Source organism: Klebsiella sp. K5-204 (genome assembly GCF_030128585.1).
GTDB lineage: Bacteria > Pseudomonadota > Gammaproteobacteria > Enterobacterales > Enterobacteriaceae > Klebsiella > Klebsiella quasipneumoniae.
In genome coordinates this window covers 137,534-155,348 of record NZ_JAKUZS010000007.1, presented here as the reverse complement: position 1 = coordinate 155,348, position 17,815 = coordinate 137,534, and the positions used below count along the sequence as shown (strand labels likewise).

Annotated in this window: 19 protein-coding genes; 11 read left to right on the top strand and 8 right to left on the bottom strand. The window is 58.1% G+C overall.

The genetic code is table 11. From position 1 onward, the window contains the following. Window positions 1-40: 40 nt before the first annotated feature. Window positions 41-775, bottom strand: coding sequence for a MerR family transcriptional regulator (locus tag MKR05_RS18925; protein ID WP_284118520.1), 735 nt, complete (start codon window positions 773-775; stop codon window positions 41-43). Window positions 776-929: 154 nt separating this feature from the next. Then, window positions 930-2,141, bottom strand: a complete 1,212-nt coding sequence (locus tag MKR05_RS18920) for a diguanylate phosphodiesterase (RefSeq protein ID WP_023288895.1) — start codon at window positions 2,139-2,141, stop codon at window positions 930-932. Between the two features lie 327 nt (window positions 2,142-2,468). Here MKR05_RS18920 and ycgZ point away from each other — a divergent pair, with 327 nt between their 5' ends. The 3 genes from ycgZ to MKR05_RS18905 all read left to right on the top strand — a co-directional run bounded on the left by ycgZ (window position 2,469) and on the right by MKR05_RS18905 (window position 3,462). Beyond that, the gene (ycgZ, locus tag MKR05_RS18915; RefSeq protein WP_023288894.1) at window positions 2,469-2,714 is read left to right on the top strand and encodes a regulatory protein YcgZ; all 246 of its coding nucleotides are present in this window, start codon (window positions 2,469-2,471) and stop codon (window positions 2,712-2,714) included. A gap of 124 nt (window positions 2,715-2,838) precedes the next feature. After that, a complete protein-coding gene (locus tag MKR05_RS18910) occupies window positions 2,839-3,144 on the top strand; it encodes a hypothetical protein (protein ID WP_023288893.1) in 306 nt (101 codons plus the stop codon). Window positions 3,145-3,195: 51 nt separating this feature from the next. Further along, the gene (locus MKR05_RS18905; protein WP_004886050.1) at window positions 3,196-3,462 is read left to right on the top strand and encodes a biofilm development regulator YmgB/AriR family protein; all 267 of its coding nucleotides are present in this window, start codon (window positions 3,196-3,198) and stop codon (window positions 3,460-3,462) included. A gap of 107 nt (window positions 3,463-3,569) precedes the next feature. Here MKR05_RS18905 and pgl read toward each other — a convergent pair whose 3' ends face one another. After that, window positions 3,570-4,565, bottom strand: a complete 996-nt coding sequence (gene pgl, locus MKR05_RS18900; protein ID WP_072413655.1) for a 6-phosphogluconolactonase — start codon at window positions 4,563-4,565, stop codon at window positions 3,570-3,572. A 228-nt stretch (window positions 4,566-4,793) separates the two neighbouring features. Here pgl and MKR05_RS18895 point away from each other — a divergent pair, with 228 nt between their 5' ends. Beyond that, window positions 4,794-5,612: a pyridoxal phosphatase gene (locus MKR05_RS18895; protein ID WP_072413656.1), complete on the top strand. Its 819-nt coding sequence runs from the start codon at window positions 4,794-4,796 to the stop codon at window positions 5,610-5,612. Here MKR05_RS18895 and modC read toward each other — a convergent pair whose 3' ends face one another. The 4 genes from modC to MKR05_RS18875 form a co-directional block, all read right to left on the bottom strand. Beyond that, a complete protein-coding gene (modC, locus tag MKR05_RS18890; RefSeq protein WP_072413695.1) occupies window positions 5,613-6,671 on the bottom strand; it encodes a molybdenum ABC transporter ATP-binding protein ModC in 1,059 nt (352 codons plus the stop codon). Next, window positions 6,671-7,363 (bottom strand): molybdate ABC transporter permease subunit, encoded by a 693-nt coding sequence (gene modB, locus MKR05_RS18885; RefSeq protein ID WP_023288889.1) that lies wholly within the window; start codon window positions 7,361-7,363, stop codon window positions 6,671-6,673. Before modB ends, modC begins: the two co-directional genes overlap by 1 nt. Next, window positions 7,363-8,136 (bottom strand): molybdate ABC transporter substrate-binding protein, encoded by a 774-nt coding sequence (modA, locus tag MKR05_RS18880; protein ID WP_023288888.1) that lies wholly within the window; start codon window positions 8,134-8,136, stop codon window positions 7,363-7,365. Before modA ends, modB begins: the two co-directional genes overlap by 1 nt. Window positions 8,137-8,278: 142 nt before the next feature. Then, complete coding sequence (locus MKR05_RS18875; RefSeq protein ID WP_002895156.1) at window positions 8,279-8,428, bottom strand: AcrZ family multidrug efflux pump-associated protein; 150 nt, start codon at window positions 8,426-8,428, stop codon at window positions 8,279-8,281. A 152-nt stretch (window positions 8,429-8,580) separates the two neighbouring features. Here MKR05_RS18875 and modE point away from each other — a divergent pair, with 152 nt between their 5' ends. The 7 genes from modE to gpmA all read left to right on the top strand — a co-directional run bounded on the left by modE (window position 8,581) and on the right by gpmA (window position 16,423). Then, entirely contained in the window at window positions 8,581-9,369 is a 789-nt protein-coding gene (gene modE / locus MKR05_RS18870) for a molybdenum-dependent transcriptional regulator (protein ID WP_004886029.1), read from the top strand. Window positions 9,370-9,436: 67 nt separating this feature from the next. Continuing rightward, window positions 9,437-10,909: a molybdate ABC transporter ATP-binding protein ModF gene (gene modF / locus MKR05_RS18865; RefSeq protein ID WP_044521688.1), complete on the top strand. Its 1,473-nt coding sequence runs from the start codon at window positions 9,437-9,439 to the stop codon at window positions 10,907-10,909. 209 nt (window positions 10,910-11,118) lie between these two features. Continuing rightward, the gene (gene galE / locus MKR05_RS18860) at window positions 11,119-12,135 is read left to right on the top strand and encodes a UDP-glucose 4-epimerase GalE (protein ID WP_023288886.1); all 1,017 of its coding nucleotides are present in this window, start codon (window positions 11,119-11,121) and stop codon (window positions 12,133-12,135) included. 9 nt (window positions 12,136-12,144) lie between these two features. Further along, window positions 12,145-13,191, top strand: a complete 1,047-nt coding sequence (gene galT / locus MKR05_RS18855) for a galactose-1-phosphate uridylyltransferase (protein ID WP_238875254.1) — start codon at window positions 12,145-12,147, stop codon at window positions 13,189-13,191. A gap of 2 nt (window positions 13,192-13,193) precedes the next feature. Beyond that, complete coding sequence (gene galK / locus MKR05_RS18850) at window positions 13,194-14,342, top strand: galactokinase (protein WP_032455171.1); 1,149 nt, start codon at window positions 13,194-13,196, stop codon at window positions 14,340-14,342. Continuing rightward, window positions 14,336-15,379, top strand: coding sequence for a galactose-1-epimerase (gene galM / locus MKR05_RS18845; RefSeq protein WP_049013646.1), 1,044 nt, complete (start codon window positions 14,336-14,338; stop codon window positions 15,377-15,379). Before galK ends, galM begins: the two co-directional genes overlap by 7 nt. A gap of 291 nt (window positions 15,380-15,670) precedes the next feature. Next, window positions 15,671-16,423 (top strand): 2,3-diphosphoglycerate-dependent phosphoglycerate mutase, encoded by a 753-nt coding sequence (gene gpmA / locus MKR05_RS18840; protein ID WP_002895089.1) that lies wholly within the window; start codon window positions 15,671-15,673, stop codon window positions 16,421-16,423. Between the two features lie 73 nt (window positions 16,424-16,496). Here the strand turns inward: gpmA and aroG are convergent, their stop codons facing one another. Then, window positions 16,497-17,549 carry a 3-deoxy-7-phosphoheptulonate synthase AroG gene (gene aroG, locus MKR05_RS18835; protein WP_023288882.1) on the bottom strand — a complete coding sequence of 351 codons (1,053 nt, stop codon included), beginning with the start codon at window positions 17,547-17,549 and terminating at the stop codon, window positions 16,497-16,499. Window positions 17,550-17,815 lie beyond the last annotated feature (266 nt).

Genomic DNA, 17,815 nt, shown 5'->3' with positions numbered 1-17,815 from the left:
CCGGCGCGTTAGCCCCGGTCTGCTTTGCGGATCGGGGCGATTAATTATTACCGTGAAAATGGATGCTGAAGCCCTGCTCCTGCCAGTGGCTGAGCAGCTCTTCCTGGAGAGGGGTGGCGGCGCGTCCGGTCCAGACGAAGATATGCTGCCCGGGGAACAGCTCGGGCCGCGGCGACTCCAGCGGTTCGGCGAGGACGTTGACGTGCCAGCCGCGCTGGGAAAGACGCCATGCCTCCAGCCACAGACGCGTCCTGTCCTCATTGCTCCAGCCCACCAGCAGCGTCTCCCTGCCGTTCTTTTTACGCGCTTCGGCGAGAAACAGCGCCACGCAGTCAATCAGCAGACCATCCAGCAAACTACTAATCACCAGAGAGGTATTCTGATCGAGCTTCAGACGCTGACGTACCGGCACTATCAGGCTGTCGATGAGCGTGTCGACGGGGTGTTGATGGCTTAGCGCCAGTAATTTGGCACGGATTCTGGCGGGCTGCATATAACGCAGAATGGACATCATCTCTTCCTGAAGATGCGCAGATTCGTCGCGCGCCGCCGGCAGGTTACCCTCCAGCAGCGCTTTGACTTTCCCGACAGATACGCCGCGCTCGATCCAGCGCTTGATCTCTTCAATGCGCAGGATATCTTCTTCATCAAACTGCCGATGCCCGCCTTCGCTACGCTGCGGTTTCAGTAGACCGTAACGACGCTGCCAGGCGCGCAGTGTGACCGGATTGATTCCGCAACGTTCGGCGACTTCACCGATACTGTAAAACGCCATAGCAGCCTCACATCAACCTGATACTTTAATACCTAAACTAACGAATTCAGGCATCCTGTACAACTCTATTTTCTTGTACAGATAAAGATAACAGGTTGTGGCTCACAGCGCTTGGGAAAAAGATGAAAAAATAGTTGGCTGATTTCGCGGTGGATTATTTTTTTTCCGGCCAGGCGACGGCGGGTAAGCCCCCCAGGCGCGCGCTGGCGAACAAATTCCCCTGAAACTGCGAAATACCGGCTGATTCCAGCCACATCCACTCTTCAGCACGCTCAACGCCGACGGCAGAGACCGCAATCTCCAGCGAAAAACAGCATTTGATAATCGCCTGTACAATTGACTGACGCGGTCCATCCTGGTGGATATTGCGGATCAGCTCATGGTCGATTTTAATTCTGTCGGGCTGGTATTGCGCCAGCAGCGACAGCCCGGCAAACCCTGCGCCGAAGTGATCGATGGCAAGATTGATGCCCGCCCCTTTTAGCTTTCGCACCGCATCGGTAAAATCATCCATCCGCGAAATCACTTCCCGTTCGGTAAACTCGACAATAATCTGTTCAGGAATAAGATCATTACGCTGAATTTGATCGAGCAGGAAACCCACCGCGTTCGGCGCTTTAACCAGCGTCATCGGCAGTAAATTAATACTTAACGCCTTATTGCGTAAGCCTAATTTCCCGGCCAGCGACAGCGCGACGCGTTTACTGTGCAGATCGGCGAGATAAATATCGTCCCCGGAAAGCCCGGCAAAATAGGCGCCAGGCGACTGGCCGTCCGGTGTGCGTAACAGTGCTTCCCACGAAATAATTTCGCAGGCGAAAGGGTCGACGATCGGCTGGAAGGCAAAGGACCAGCTTTCCTTATTGTCAATTATCGGCGTATCAGGATAGAAAGTATTCTGATCGGGGATAAATACCCAGCTGTCAGCGGAAGGAATCTCAAAATAGTTCGCTTTTTCCGTTGATTCGACAAAGGTGCGGAAAAATTGCAGTGCCCGGTCGTCATAGGTGAGCTGATATTTTGTGGTCCCGCGGTCCATCACCGTCTGCAGCACCTCCTCGCGATCATGTTCCCGTAAATCAAACAGTTCCATACCGACCTTACCGAAACGGCGGGACGGCGCATAATCGCACAGAAGCTCTACCAGGTTATAATGGCGGGGATCGCGGCAAATATGCTGATAAATATCCTGAACCTTTTCTTCAGGCCCCTCAATGAGTTGAAAAAAATGCGTCCCGTTAAAAAGTAAAATACCGGTGACGTCCGCCTGCCCATTTCTTTCGTTTGCCCTGGCAACCATGGCCTCGATCGATTTGAATGAGACATTGTCGCAAATATGGCTGCGATAAATGATGGTGGTTAGCATAGTGATTCCAGATGGGAGGGTAAGCATTCACAGTAGCAGTTATCAGGCTAATCGTCTTGTAAAACTACGTTTTGTCTTAACAAAAAAGATACACTAAAAATCCCTTTTTTGTGCAAGGCTTTTTCATTTTTCTTTTCTTGTACAACGTGCACCGTTAAATCCTACCTTTACAAGCCAGAATCGCACAAAACACATAAAAATAAATTATTAAAAATCAACGGCTTAACCATGCCTGAATCATTATTGTTCAACTTTGTGTGTACAGGTTAATAATTATTGTATAAGTTTAATGGCAGTTAACAGATGAGTGAAATGTAAGGAGCAGATATGCAGCAGAATGGTTACATTCCAGATACAGCGAACGCAATTGCCCAGTATTTCAACAAAGCATCGTTACCTTCCCAGCAGGAAACGCTGGGTCAGATTGTGATGGATATTCTCAACGAAGGGCGTCATCTCAACCGCAAGGCGCTGTGCACTAAACTGTTGAGCCGCCTCGACCGGGCCCGTGCCCCCGAGGAAGAGAGTCACTATCAGACCTTAATTGGTCTGCTGTTTGCCGATCAGGAATAACGTCATCGATCGTCGCCTGTTGCGCCGCAGTAGCTGATGAGGGGCGATCGCTTCCATAAACCTGCTGCTGACCTGAATGCCCGTTCGCAGATTCAGGGAGAGAGTGGCATGCAGTGAGACGGTTATGAATAGCAGTGAAACTGAGGAAATCACCGATGAGATTATCGGCGAGGCGGTACTCGCGCTTCTGAAAACGAATCGCCCTATTACCACCCCGACCCTGCTGGTTCGACTTCGGTTGATGCAGGCGACAGAGTCAGACCGACAGCGAAGAAAGGTTATCGCTGCCGTGATTGAAGAAATTTGCGCAAAGCTTGCCCGTCAGCGGAAGCAAGCGCCTTTGCAGGTAAAGAAAATCAATGGCCGTTGGGAAACCCGAGGATCGCCGGCGCAAAGCGCCATGGCGCCGGAAGGTAAAAAGATCCACTGAGTATCCTAACCGTGGTGAATAACACAGAGTGAGAATGTGATGAGACAGACTATGCATCAGCAACCCGATATTTACGCAGGACTGCAGGACACCGCGCTCTCCGACTATTTCCGTAACGCCGGTGATAAGCTGGTTGATGAGTCCGCCGTGATGTCGCTGGCCATCAACAGTATTCTCCAGTCCGAAGGTCACCTGAACAATAAGGCCATTATTTTATGGCTGATTCAGGCGCTGGAAAGCACCGATGACGTGGTGACCGCAGACGTGATCCGTAAAACGCTGGAGATTGTCGTCGGCTACACCATGGACGATATCTAAGGCCGTCACGCTTCAGGCCCGCCAGGGCACCCCCTTTCCGACAGAGCCTGTCCGCTCTGTTAAAAAAACCTCGCTGACGCGAGGTTTTTTCTTTTACGCCTGACGGATCAGTGGGCGTTGACTACCACCCACATCGGCCCCTGCCCGACCGCATAGCGCCCCTTCTCCTGCAGCAGCCCCTGCTCGCCGCTAATTTTGTACACCGCGATATGGTGCGACTTCTGCCCGGCGGCAATCAGATACTTACCGCTGTGATCGAGATTAAAGCCGCGCGGCTGGGTTTCGGTCGGCTGATAGCCCTCCACCGCCAGCACGCTGCCATCTTCCGACACGCTGAACACCGTGATGATGTTGGCGGTACGATCGCAGGCGTACAGGTGACGACCGTCCGGAGTGATATGAATATCCGCCGCCCAGCGCACGCCGGTGAAATCAGACGGCATCATATCCAGCGTTTGTACACATTCGATATTGCCATTCGGGTCTTTCAGCTCCCAGACGTCAATTGAGCTGTTTAGCTCATTGACGCAGTAACCATACTGCTGGTTCGGATGGAACACCATGTGGCGCGGACCCGCCCCTTCGACGGTGGTGACTTCCGCTGGCTCCTGGGCGGAGAGGAAACCATCCTCGCTGAGGGTAAACAGGCAGATGCGATCCTGCTTCAGCGCCGGCACCCACAGGGTACGATTGTCCGGGGAGATATTGGCCGAGTGGCAGCCTTCCAGCCCGTCCACCACGGTGATGGTTTCGCCCGGCAGACCATCCTGCAGCGGGGTCACGCTGACGCAGCCCTGATTGTAAGAGGCGCTGAAGACAAAGCGACCATGATGATCGGTAGAGATGTGGGTCGGGCTGCCCGGCAGCGCCGCTTCCCCTGCGAAGGTCAACGCCCCGTTATCCGGCGTGATGCGATAAGCTAACACGCGAAACTCCGGACGAACGCCAACGTACAGATACTCCTTATTGGGGCTGACCACCATCGGCTGGACCTGCCCCGGGGCATCAACCACCTGCACCAGCGTCAGTTTGCCGTCCGCTTCAAGACTCCAGACGTGGATTTGTTGGCTTTCCGGGCTGGCGGTATAAACGGTTTGTTTCATGACTACTCCTTCCCTCACTGCACGTGGATTTTTCATTTTCAGGATAACTGCACCCTGAAAATTATAAGACATCCGCCCATGATACTCGCATCGCCCGCCGAATTACCGACGGACGGCGGCACAAAGGGCATACAGACATTCACGGCAGATGTGGAAAAATTGGTCCTGACGCCACGGCGGTGTACCATCATGGCCAGGTCACTTTTCAACATCAACCGGAAATAACACATGACAACACGCGTGATTGCCCTGGATTTAGACGGCACCCTGCTCACCAGCAAAAAAACCATCCTGCCCGCTTCGCTGGAAGCGCTGGCCCGCGCCAGAGAGGCGGGCTACCAGGTGATCGTCGTTACCGGACGTCATCACGTCGCTATTCATCCTTTTTATCAGGCACTGGCTCTCGATACACCTGCAATTTGTTGTAATGGCACTTATTTGTATGATTATCACGCAAAAAAGGTTTTGGCGGCCGATCCTATGTCGGTGGAACACGCGGTAAGCCTCACCGCCATGCTCGCCGAACAGCAGATCCACGGCCTGGCCTATGTGGATGACGCGATGCTTTACGAACAGCCCACCGGGCATGTGATCCGCACCCGCAACTGGGCGCAGGCGTTACCGGAGGATCAGCGCCCGGTCTTCAGCCAGGTCGACTCGCTGGCGCAGGCGGTCCGCGAGGTCAAGGCGGTATGGAAATTCGCCCTCACCGACGACGACATACCCCGTCTGCAGCGCTTTGCGCAGGAGGTCGGCGAGACGCTGGGCCTCGAGTGCGAATGGTCGTGGCACGACCAGGTGGATATCGCTCGCGCCGGCAACAGCAAAGGCAAACGCCTGGCGCAGTGGGTCGCTGACCAGGGGCTGTCGATGCAGAATGTGGTGGCCTTCGGCGATAACTACAACGATCTGAGTATGCTGGAAGCGGCAGGCACCGGGGTGGCGATGGGTAATGCGGTGGACGACGTCAAAGCCCGCGCCAACGTGGTCATCGGCGACAATGAGTCCCCCAGCATCGCCGAGTTTATCTACCGTCAGCTGCTGTGATCAGGCGGCAATCGACACGCTTTTGATCTGGGCAAATACCTGCTGGCCTGGCGCTATCGCCAGGTCATCCCGCGCCCACGGGCTGATTCGAGCCCACAGCGGATGGCCGCTCACCCTGAGCTGAACCTCAATCTGCCCGTTGACCTCCAGACACTGAACCACCTCGGCGCGTAAGATATTGCGGATGCTGGTTGCGGACGGCTGGGCCAGCACCAGCGAGACGTCCGACGCCTGGATGCGGATCCGCGCGCTCTCCCCGGCGGGACGATCGAGCCGGTTAACCCACAGCATTTGATCCCCCAGCGTCAGCGCGGTCATCGCGTACTGCGGATGCTGCGCGGCGACGGTGGCGCTGAGGATCGTACTCTGCTGTTCCGCCGGCAGCCAGGGGTGCATCACGCTGCTGCTCCAGACCTCCTCCAGCGGACCGAAAGCCTTCACCTTACCGGCCTCCAGCACCAGCACGCGATCGGCCAGATGCTGGATCTCGTCCAGCGAGTGGCTGACGTAGAGCATCGGAATATGGATCTCCTGCGCCAGCCGCTGCAGATAGGGCAACAGTTCGCGTTTGCGCGGAATATCCAGCGAGGCCAGCGGCTCGTCCAGCAGCAGCAGCTCCGGCGCGGTCAGCAGGGCGCGGCCGATGGCCACGCGCTGCTTTTCGCCGCCGGATAACCGGCTCGGAAGCCGATCCAGCAAAGGCGCAATTCCCAGCAGTTCCACCAGCTTATCGAACTGGCTGACCATGGATTTCGCCATTCCGTACTGCAGATTGCCGCGCACTTTATAGTGGGGAAACAGGCGCGCATCCTGAAATACATAGCCGATCCGCCGCTGCTCCGGCGCCAGGCAGATACGCTGCGCGGTGTCGTTCAGCACCCTGCCGTTGAGGACGATCCGCCCCACCTGCGGCCGGGTCAGGCCGCTGATAGCGTTGATCAACGACGTTTTCCCGGCGCCTGAGACGCCAAAGATGGCGGTGATCCCGCTGCTGGGCAGCGTTTCACGGATCTGCAGACAGTGGCTGCCGAGGGTCTGGGTGAAGTCCAGCTCGAGCATCATGATCCTCCCATTCGCTGGCGGCTCACGCGGGCCAGCCATTCTGAAATCAAGAGCGAGACCAGCGCCAGACCGATAGCGATGAGGCAGAGGCGGGCCGCCGCCCCCTCCCCACCCGGGGTCTGGATCAAGGTGTACATCGCCGAAGGCAGGGTGCGCGTTTCACCGGGAATATTGGAGACGAACGTGATGGTCGCGCCAAACTCCCCTAACGAGCGGGCGAAGGCCAGCACCGTGCCGACAATAATTCCCGGCAGAGTCAGCGGCAGCGTAATGGTGAAAAATACCCGCCAGCGGCTGGCCCCGAGGGTTCTCGCCGCCTGCTCCAGTTTGATGTCCACCCCCTCCAGCGCCAGGCGGATGGCGCGCACCATCAGCGGGAAAGACATCACCGCCGCCGCCAGCACCGCCCCGCGCCAGCTGAAGGCAAAGCTGATGCCGAACCAGTCATACAGCCAGCTGCCAATAAACCCGCGCCGCCCCATGGCCACCAGCAGCAGATACCCCACCACCACCGGCGGCAGCACCAGCGGCAGATGGAGAAGGCTGTCGAGCAGCGCCTTGCCGGGGAAGGTGCGCCGGACCAGCAGCCAGGAAAAAAAGATGCCAAAGGGCAGGCTCAGGGCCACCGCCAGGGAGGAGACTTTCAGGCTCAGCAGCACCGCCTGCCATTCGGGTTCGCTCAGAAACATCAGCGGGTGGTAAATCCGTAACGTTGAAAAATCGCCGACGCTTCCGGCCCTTTCAGGTAGTCATAGAAAGCGCTCACGGCCGCATTGCGGTGGCCATCGACAATCGCCAGCGGGTACTCGACTTTCTGATGCGACGCCTCAGGGAAAGTGCCAACCACTTTCACCCCTTTGCTGGCCACGGCATCCGATCCGTAGACGATGCCCAGCGGCGCTTCGCTACGCTCCACCAGCGCCAGCGCGCCGCGCACGTCTTCCGCCGGGGCGAGCTTCGGCGACAGGGTCTCCCAGGCGCCCAGTTTCTGCAGCGCTTCTTTGGCGTAGATACCTGCCGGAACGTGCTGCGGATCGCCCACCGCCAGACGGCCCCCTTTCAGCAGGCTGGTCCAGTCGGTTTTCTCATCAATGGTTATCGCCCCCTGCGCGCTGGCTTTCGGCGCCACCACCACCAGGCTGTTGCCAAGCAGGGTGGCGCGGGTCGCCGGATCGATGGCCTTTTTGTCTGCCGCGTAATCCATCCACTTTTGATCGGCGGAGATAAACAGGTCCGCCGGGGCGCCTGCTTCAATCTGCCGCGCCAGCGTTGACGACGAGGCAAACGACGAGACGACCTCGACGTTTTTCGCTTTCTTATACGCCTGGGCGATATCCTGCATCGCGTTGGTTAACGACGCGGCCGCGAAAACGGTCACTTTCCCCTCTGCCGCCAGCGCCTGACCCGCGACGCACAGCGTGAGCGATACCCCGACCACCCCGCGTAACCAAGAACCTGTCATCTGAATCTCCTGTCAATGCGTTATGTACTCGACAATATAACGATATGCGAAGCGTTTTTATAGTGACGCAGGACAATAAAATGAAGGGAAATGATACAGGAGGGAAATAGCACAGCGCCCGGTTAAACCGGGCGCCGGGAAATCAATGATTTTGCTGGCTGCGATCTTTGTGGCCGACGCCGGAGAAGAGGTTGAACACTTCGCCAAGACCGTAAATCAATCCCAGGATGACCGCCATCACCACCGGTACCATGATGACCGCAAAAACCAGACTTTTCAAAAGCTCTAACATGGTTCACTCCAGATAGTATGATTCCCTGATTGTAACGGTTTCAGCCGAAAAAACACGCCCCATTTGTGCGGTGGTTAATGACAAACCGCGCAGAGAGGTTTTGCAACGGGGTGACTATCGGTCACAATACGCTTTTTTGTCAGGAAACGATTATGCAGGCCGAAATTCTTCTCACCCTTAAGCTTCAGCAGCGCCTGTTTGCCGACCCCCGGCGGATCGCCCTGCTCAAACAGATTGACCAGACCGGTTCGATAAGCCAGGGGGCGAAGCACGCGGGTATCAGCTATAAAAGCGCGTGGGATGCCATCAACGAGATGAACCAGCTCAGCGAACAGCCGCTGGTGGATCGCGCCACCGGCGGCAAAGGCGGCGGCGGCGCGGTGCTGACCCGCTACGGGCAGCGTCTGATCCAACTGTACGATCTGCTGGCGCAGATCCAGCAGAAAGCGTTTGATGTGCTCAGCGATGACGACGCCCTGCCGCTGGACAGCCTGCTGGCGGCCATCTCGCGCTTTTCCCTGCAAACCAGCGCCCGCAACCAGTGGTTCGGCACTATCACCGGCCGCGATCGCCAGCAGGTGCAGCAGCACGTCGAGGTGCTGCTGGCCGACGGGCAGACCCGCCTGAACGTCGCCATTACCGCCCAAAGCGCTGAAAAGCTGGGGCTCGATGAGGGCCAGGAGGTGCTGGTCCTGTTGAAAGCGCCCTGGGTTGGCATCACCCTCGACCCGGCGGTGGCCCGCCAGGCCGAGAACCAGCTGTCGGGTCGCATCAGCCATATCGAATGCGGCTCCGGGCAGTGCGAAGTGCTGATGACCCTTGCGGACGGCCAGACCCTGTGCGCCACCCTGCCGCAGGCCCAGACCTCTGGCCTGACGGAAGGGACGGAGGCGATCGCTTACTTCAACGCCGATCGCATCATTCTCGCTACGTTATGCTGACCCCATTGACATTGCGCGCCTGAAGTCGTATCCCTGATGCACATCGCTGCAAAAAATGGGATACATCATGTCATCATTGCAAATTTCGCAAGGCACGTTTCGCCTGAGCGATACAAAAACCTTAAAAATAGACCACCTGAGCGTGGCGGCGGGTGAAAGCTGGGCGTTCGTCGGCAGCAACGGCAGCGGCAAATCCGCCCTCGCGCGGGCCCTGGCCGGCGACCTGACCCTGCTCAGCGGCCAGCGCGACAGCCTCTTCTCCCGCGTAACCCGCCTCTCCTTCGAACAGCTGCAGAAGCTGGTCAGTGACGAGTGGCAGCGCAATAACACCGACCTGCTCAGCCCCGGAGAAGAAGATACCGGACGCACTACCGCGGAGATTATTCAGGATGAGGTGAAAGATCCGGCCCGCTGCGCGCAGCTTGCCGAACAGTTTGCCATCAGCGCCCTGTTGGACCGCCGCTTTAAGTATCTGTCCACTGGCGAAACGCGTAAGACCCTGCTGTGCCAGGCCCTGATGAGCGATCCGCAACTGCTGATCCTCGACGAGCCGTTCGACGGCCTCGACGTCAACTCCCGCCAGCAGCTGGCCGCCCTGCTGGCCGACCTGCATCGCGCCGGCATCACCCTGGTGCTGGTGCTCAACCGTTTCGATGAGATCCCGGACTTTGTGCAATACGCCGGCGTGCTGGCTGACTGCCTCCTCAGCGAGACCGGCGAGAAGCACGCTCTGCTGCAGCAGGCGCTGGTCGCCCAGCTGGCGCACAGTGAAAAACTGGACGGTATCACCCTGCCGGAGCCGGATGCCCCACCGGCCCGCCATACGCTGACGGAGACGGCGCCGCGTATCGTGCTCAATGACGGGGTGGTCTCCTACAACGATCGCCCGGTCATCAACCACCTCTCCTGGACCGTAAACCCTGGCGAACACTGGCAGATCGTCGGCCCCAACGGCGCGGGTAAATCCACCCTCTTAAGCCTTATCACCGGCGATCACCCCCAGGGCTACAGCAACGATCTCACCCTCTTTGGCCGTCGGCGCGGCAGCGGCGAGACCATCTGGGATATTAAAAAGCATATCGGCTACGTCAGCAGCAGCCTGCATCTGGACTACCGGGTCAGCACCAACGTCCGCAACGTGATTCTGTCGGGCTATTTTGACTCGATCGGCATTTATCAGGCGGTGTCGGATAAACAGCATAAGCTGGTGCAGCAATGGCTGGATATTCTCGGCATCGATAAGCGCACCGCCGACGCGCCGTTTCACAGCCTGTCGTGGGGCCAGCAGCGGCTGGCGCTTATCGTCCGCGCGCTGGTGAAGCATCCAACCCTGCTGATCCTTGATGAACCGCTGCAGGGGCTGGATCCCCTCAATCGCCAGCTGGTGCGCCGCTTCGTCGACGTCCTGATTGGCGAAGGCGCCACGCAGCTGCTGTTTGTCTCGCACCATGCGGAAGATGCCCCGGACTGTATTACCCATCGCCTGGCGTTCGTTCCCAGTGGAGACGGTTACACTTATCAGCTCGGCCCCGTGGCCTGACGCCCCCTGCCGGGGATCGCAAGATCCCTGGTATTTTTCAGAAAAATAGCGCCTTACTCATCTAACAAGATGTATTTTAAACAAAATATATTAAACGATGCCGTTTCACTCTTGAGTGTAAACGATTCCACTAACTTGTTCTGTGTCACACTTTTCACTTCTTTGATATGCTATCTTCCTCATACACGATAAGCCGAATGGAGCGAATCATGAAAGTTCTGGTTACAGGTGGTAGCGGTTACATTGGAAGTCATACCTGCGTTCAACTGCTGCTGCAGGGGCATGAGGTGGTGATCCTCGACAATCTCTGCAACAGCAAGCGCAGCGTACTGCCGGTGATTGAGCGTCTCGGCGGCAAAGAAGCCACCTTTATTGAAGGCGATATTCGTAACGAAGCGCTGATGACCGAGATCCTCCACGATCACGCCATTGAAGCGGTGATCCACTTCGCCGGGCTGAAAGCCGTCGGGGAGTCCGTCGCCAAGCCGCTGGAATATTACGACAATAACGTCACCGGCACACTGAAATTAGTCTCCGCCATGCGCGCCGCGGGCGTGAAGAACTTCATCTTTAGCTCCTCCGCCACCGTCTACGGCGACCAGCCGAAAATCCCGTATGTCGAAAGCTTCCCGACCGGCACCCCGCAAAGCCCCTACGGTAAAAGCAAACTGATGGTGGAGCAAATACTGACCGACCTGCAAAAAGCGCAGCCGGAGTGGAGCATTGCGCTGCTGCGCTACTTCAACCCGGTCGGCGCCCACCCGTCGGGCGACATGGGCGAAGACCCGCAGGGGATCCCGAATAACCTGATGCCGTATATCGCCCAGGTCGCCGTTGGCCGTCGCGAATCGCTGGCCGTGTTTGGTAACGACTACCCGACCGAAGATGGCACCGGCGTGCGCGATTATATCCACGTGATGGACCTTGCCGACGGCCACGTCGCGGCCATGGAAAAACTGGCTGACAAAGCCGGGGTCCATATCTACAACCTTGGCGCCGGCGTCGGCAGCAGCGTGCTCGACGTGGTCAATGCTTTCAGCAAGGCCTGCGGCAAACCGATTAACTACCATTTCGCGCCGCGCCGCGATGGCGACCTCCCGGCCTACTGGGCGGATGCCGCCAAGGCCGACCGCGAGCTGAACTGGCGCGTGACGCGCAACCTGGACGAAATGGCGCAGGACACCTGGAACTGGCAGTCCCGCCATCCGCAGGGTTATCCAGACTAAGGAACCTTCATGAGCGTATTTAACCCCGTTGACCATCCGCATCGTCGTTATAACCCGTTAACCGGGCAGTGGATTCTGGTTTCTCCGCATCGCGCCAAGCGCCCCTGGCAGGGAGCGCAGGAGACACCGGCAAAACAGACCTTGCCGGCCCACGATCCGGACTGTTTCCTGTGCCCGGGCAACACCCGGGTCACCGGCGACACGAATCCGAATTACACCGGCACCTACGTGTTTACCAACGACTTTGCGGCCCTGATGACCGACACGCCGGATGCCCCGGAGAGTGACGATCCGCTGATGCGCTGCCAGAGCGCGCGCGGCACCAGTCGGGTGATCTGCTTCTCGCCAGACCACAGCAAAACGCTGCCGGAACTGAGCCTTGAAGCGCTGGAAGGCGTGGTTAAAGCGTGGCAGGAACAGACCGCGGACCTCGGGAAAAGCTACCCGTGGGTGCAGGTCTTTGAAAACAAAGGAGCAGCGATGGGCTGCTCCAACCCACACCCGCACGGTCAGGTATGGGCCAACAGCTTCCTGCCTAATGAAGCGGAACGGGAAGACCGTCTGCAGAAAGCGTATTACTCCAGCCAGGGCCAGCCGATGCTGCTGGACTACGCCCGGCGCGAACTGGCCGACGGCAGCCGCACGGTGATCGACACCGATCACTGGCTGGCGGTTGTGCCCTACTGGGCCGCGTGGCCGTTCGAAACGCTGCTGCTGCCGAAAGCGCCCGTGCAGCGTATTACCGATTTAAGCGACGCCCAGCGCAGCGATCTGGCGCTGGCGTTGAAAAAGCTGACCAGCCGTTACGACAACCTGTTCCAGTGCTCATTCCCCTACTCCATGGGCTGGCACGGCGCGCCGTTTAACGATGAAGACCATAACCACTGGCAGCTTCACGCCCACTTTTATCCGCCGCTGCTGCGCTCCGCGACGGTCCGCAAGTTTATGGTTGGCTACGAAATGCTGGCCGAAACGCAGCGCGATCTCACCGCCGAGCAAGCTGCCGAACGACTGCGCGCCGTCAGCGACGTCCATTTTCGTGAATCCGGAGTGTAATGATGAGTCTGAAAGAGAAAACCCAAACCCTGTTTGCTGAGGCCTTCGGCTACCCGGCCAGCCATGTCATTCAGGCGCCAGGCCGCGTCAACCTGATCGGCGAGCATACCGATTACAACGACGGCTTTGTGCTGCCCTGCGCCATCGACTACCAGACGGTGATCAGCTGTGCGCCGCGCGACGATCGTACCGTGCGGGTGATTGCCGCCGATTACGACAATCAGACCGACGAATTCTCTCTCGACGCGCCGATTCTCAGCCACGACACCCAGCAGTGGTCGAACTATGTCCGCGGCGTGGTGAAGCATCTGCAACAGCGGAACAGCCACTTCGGCGGCGCGGATCTGGTGATCAGCGGCAATGTGCCGCAGGGCGCGGGCTTAAGCTCCTCAGCCTCGCTGGAGGTCGCCGTCGGCACCGTGTTCCAGCAGCTCTACCATCTGCCGCTGGACGGCGCGCAAATCGCCCTCAACGGCCAGGAGGCGGAAAATCAGTTCGTCGGCTGCAACTGCGGGATCATGGATCAGCTGATTTCGGCGCTGGGCAAAAAAGACCATGCGCTGCTGATCGACTGCCGCTCGCTGGGCACCAAAGCCGTCTCGATGCCGAAAGGCGTGGCGGTGGTGATCATCAACAGCAACTTTAAGCGCACCCTCGTCGGCAGCGAGTACAACACCCGTCGTGAACAGTGCGAGACCGGCGCGCGCTTCTTCCAGCAGCCCGCTCTGCGCGATGTCACCCTTGAGCAATTCAACGCTGTCGCCCATGAGCTGGATCCGGTGGTGGCGAAGCGGGTACGTCATGTGCTGACGGAGAATGCCCGCACCGTGGAAGCCGCCAGCGCCCTTGAAAAAGGCGACCTGAAGCGGATGGGCGAGCTGATGGCCGAATCCCACGCCTCAATGCGCGATGATTTCGAGATCACCGTCCCGCAGATCGACACCCTGGTGGAGATCGTCAAGGCGACAATCGGCGATAAGGGCGGCGTGCGCATGACCGGCGGCGGTTTTGGCGGCTGTGTGGTAGCGCTGGTCCCGGAAGATCTGGTCGATACCGTTCAGCAGGCCGTTGCCAACGAGTATGAAGCGAAAACCGGAATTAAAGAGACGTTTTATGTCTGCAAACCGTCACAGGGGGCTGGTCAATGGTAACGCAAACTACCGCGCTGGCGCCGGACGGCCAGCCATGGCAGCAGGTAACCCTGCGCAATAAGGCGGGGATGACCGTCACCGTGGCGGACTGGGGCGCGACGCTGCTCAGCGCCGAGGTGCCGCTGGCCGATGGCAGCGTGCGCCATCCGCTGCTGGGCTGCGCAAAGCTGGAAGACTATGCCCGCCAGGCCGCGTTTCTTGGCGCCTCGGTAGGCCGCTACGCCAACCGTATCGGCAATAGCCGCTTCCCGCTTGACGGCCAGCTCGTCACCGTCACGCCGTCAAACGACGCGGGCCACCAGCTTCACGGCGGCCCGGAAGGGTTTGATAAACGCCGCTGGCGCATCGTCCGCGCCGACGAGCAGGAAGCGCTGTTCGCCCTGACCTCGCCCGATGGCGATCAAGGCTTTCCGGGCACTCTGCAGGCCACCGCGCACTATCGTCTGACCGACGATAACCGCATCGCGATTACCTATCGCGCCACCGTGGACCAACCCTGCCCGGTGAACATGACCAATCACGTCTATTTCAACCTCGACGGTGACCAGGGCGACGTGCGCCAGCACCAGCTGCAGATCCTCGCCCATCGCTATTTGCCGGTGGAAAGCGATGGTATCCCGGGCGGCGGACTCAAAGACGTCGCCGGCACCAGCTTTGATTTCCGCCAGCCGAAAACCATCGCCGCCGACTTCCTCGCGGATGCCGATCAGCAAAAGGTAAAGGGTTACGACCATGCCTTCCTGCTGGACGCCAGAGGCGACGCCAGTCAACCTGCGGCGCAGGTCTGGTCGCAGGACGGTAAGCTGCAGATGACGGTCTATACCTCCGCTCCGGCGCTACAGTTTTATTCCGGCAACTATCTCGGCGGCACCCCGTCGCAGACGACGGAACCCTACGCCGACTGGCAGGGGCTGGCGCTGGAGAGCGAATTCCTGCCGGATTCGCCGAATCATCCGGAATGGCCGCAGCCGGACTGTGTGTTACGTCCAGGCCAGGAGTACGTCAGCCTGACGGAATATCAGTTTATCGCCCGCTAATCGCCAGCGCCCTCCGCCGGGGGGCGCTGCTTTTCGTCCCCGCCCTCTTCTCTCCTGCCTCTTTTTTCAGCAACCTGCTCTATTTTCCGTCATCAAAGGACAAAAAAATAACCTGTGTTTTACAAGCACCTTACACTGAGCCACTATTTTCGCTATGGTTAGGGATAAGCATTGCCGTGAGCCAAATCACGGCAATATAATGAGAATAGTTATCAATCAATAACACATACACCAACATATTCAGCGCACCGTTCGCGGCGCGAGGGATGGCGTGTAGAGAGGAGTAAGAGAATGGCTGTAACTAAGCTGGTACTGGTTCGTCATGGCGAAAGCCAGTGGAACAACGAAAACCGCTTCACCGGTTGGTACGACGTTGATCTGTCCGAGAAAGGCGTTAGCGAAGCGAAAGCAGCAGGTAAACTGCTGAAGGCTGAAGGCTTCAGCTTTGATTTTGCTTATACCTCCGTGCTGAAACGTGCCATCCACACCCTGTGGAACGTGCTGGACGAACTGGATCAGGCCTGGCTGCCGGTTGAGAAATCCTGGAAGCTGAACGAGCGTCATTACGGCGCGCTGCAGGGCCTGAACAAAGCGGAAACTGCTGAGAAATACGGTGACGAGCAGGTTAAACAGTGGCGTCGCGGCTTCGCCGTTACTCCGCCGGAGCTGACCAAAGACGACGAGCGCTACCCGGGCCACGATCCGCGCTATGCAAAACTGACCGACGCGGAACTGCCGACCACTGAAAGCCTGGCGCTGACCATCGACCGCGTCGTGCCTTACTGGAACGAAACCATTCTGCCGCGCCTGAAAAGCGGTGAGCGCGTGATCATCGCCGCTCACGGTAACTCCCTGCGCGCGCTGGTGAAATACCTCGACAACATGGGCGAAGACGAGATCCTCGAACTGAACATCCCGACCGGCGTACCGCTGGTGTATGAGTTCGATGAAAACTTCAAGCCGATCAAACATTACTATCTGGGCAACGCGGAAGAGATCGCGGCGAAAGCGGCTGCCGTCGCCAACCAGGGTAAAGCGAAGTAATTTCCCCCGGTGAAAATAAAAAAGCGTGGAAATCTCCACGCTTTTTTTATGACCTGCGCGAGCGCAACGTAGCTTAGCCGCGGCGGGTTTTCACCGCTTCCGCCAGCTGACGCAGGATCGCTTCGGTATCCTCCCAGCCGATGCAGGCGTCGGTAACGCTCTTGCCGTAGGTCAGCGGTTCACCGCTCTCGAGGCTCTGGTTGCCTTCCACCAGATGGCTTTCAATCATCACGCCCATAATGGCGCGCTCGCCGCCGGCAATCTGCTGGCATACGTCGGCGCCTACTTCCATCTGCTTCTTGAACTGCTTGCTGGAGTTGGCGTGGCTGAAGTCGATCATCACCTGGGCCGGCAGGCCCGCTTTCGCCAGACCGATTTTCACCTCCGCCACGTGCTTCGCGCTGTAGTTCGGCTCTTTGCCGCCGCGCAGAATAATATGGCAGTCGCCGTTGCCGCTGGTATTGACGATAGCGGAGTGGCCCCACTTGGTGACCGACAGGAAACAGTGCGGCGCGCCGGCGGCGTTAATCGCGTCGATAGCCACCTTGATGGTGCCATCGGTACCGTTTTTAAAGCCCACCGGGCAGGAGAGCCCCGAGGCGAGCTCGCGGTGCACCTGGGATTCGGTGGTACGCGCCCCAATGGCGCCCCAGCTCATCAGATCGGCGACATACTGCGGGGTGATCATATCGAGGAATTCCCCCGCCGCCGGCAGGCCGCTGTCGTTAATGTCCAGCAGCAGTTTGCGCGCAATGCGTAACCCGTCGTTGATGCGGAAGCTGTTATCCATATGGGGATCGTTGATAAGCCCTTTCCAGCCGACGGTGGTGCGCGGTTTCTCAAAATAGACGCGCATGACGATCTCGAGCTCGCCCTTCAGCGCCTCGCGCAGGGTCAGCAGACGGGAAGCGTACTCTTTCGCCGCCGCCGGGTCGTGAATAGAACAGGGCCCAATCACCACCAGCAGGCGGTCATCATCACCTTTGAGGATCTGGTGGATCGCTTTGCGAGCATGTGCAACGGTGTTTGCAGCATTTTCGGTAGCAGGGAATTTTTCCAGGAGCGCAACGGGAGGTAATAATTCGTTGATCTCTTTAATGCGTAAATCGTCGTTCTGATAATTCATCTTCTTTCCAGCGTTGCCATACTTATTCAATGAAATGCAATCCCTCCAATCTATCTCTTCGCTGAAATAGTGTAAACGTGATTTTACAGTAGTGATGGAATAATCCTGGAAATAGGCAAAAATACGCCATAAAGTAGCGAAACCAGACTCATGAACTACAATATTTAACTGTTAAAGCTAATTAAGTCTTACGTTTCAGGATTATATAGTGACACTGCGATCGTCTGCGGAGTCTTTAACCATAGCGAGTCAGATCCCTGGCACAC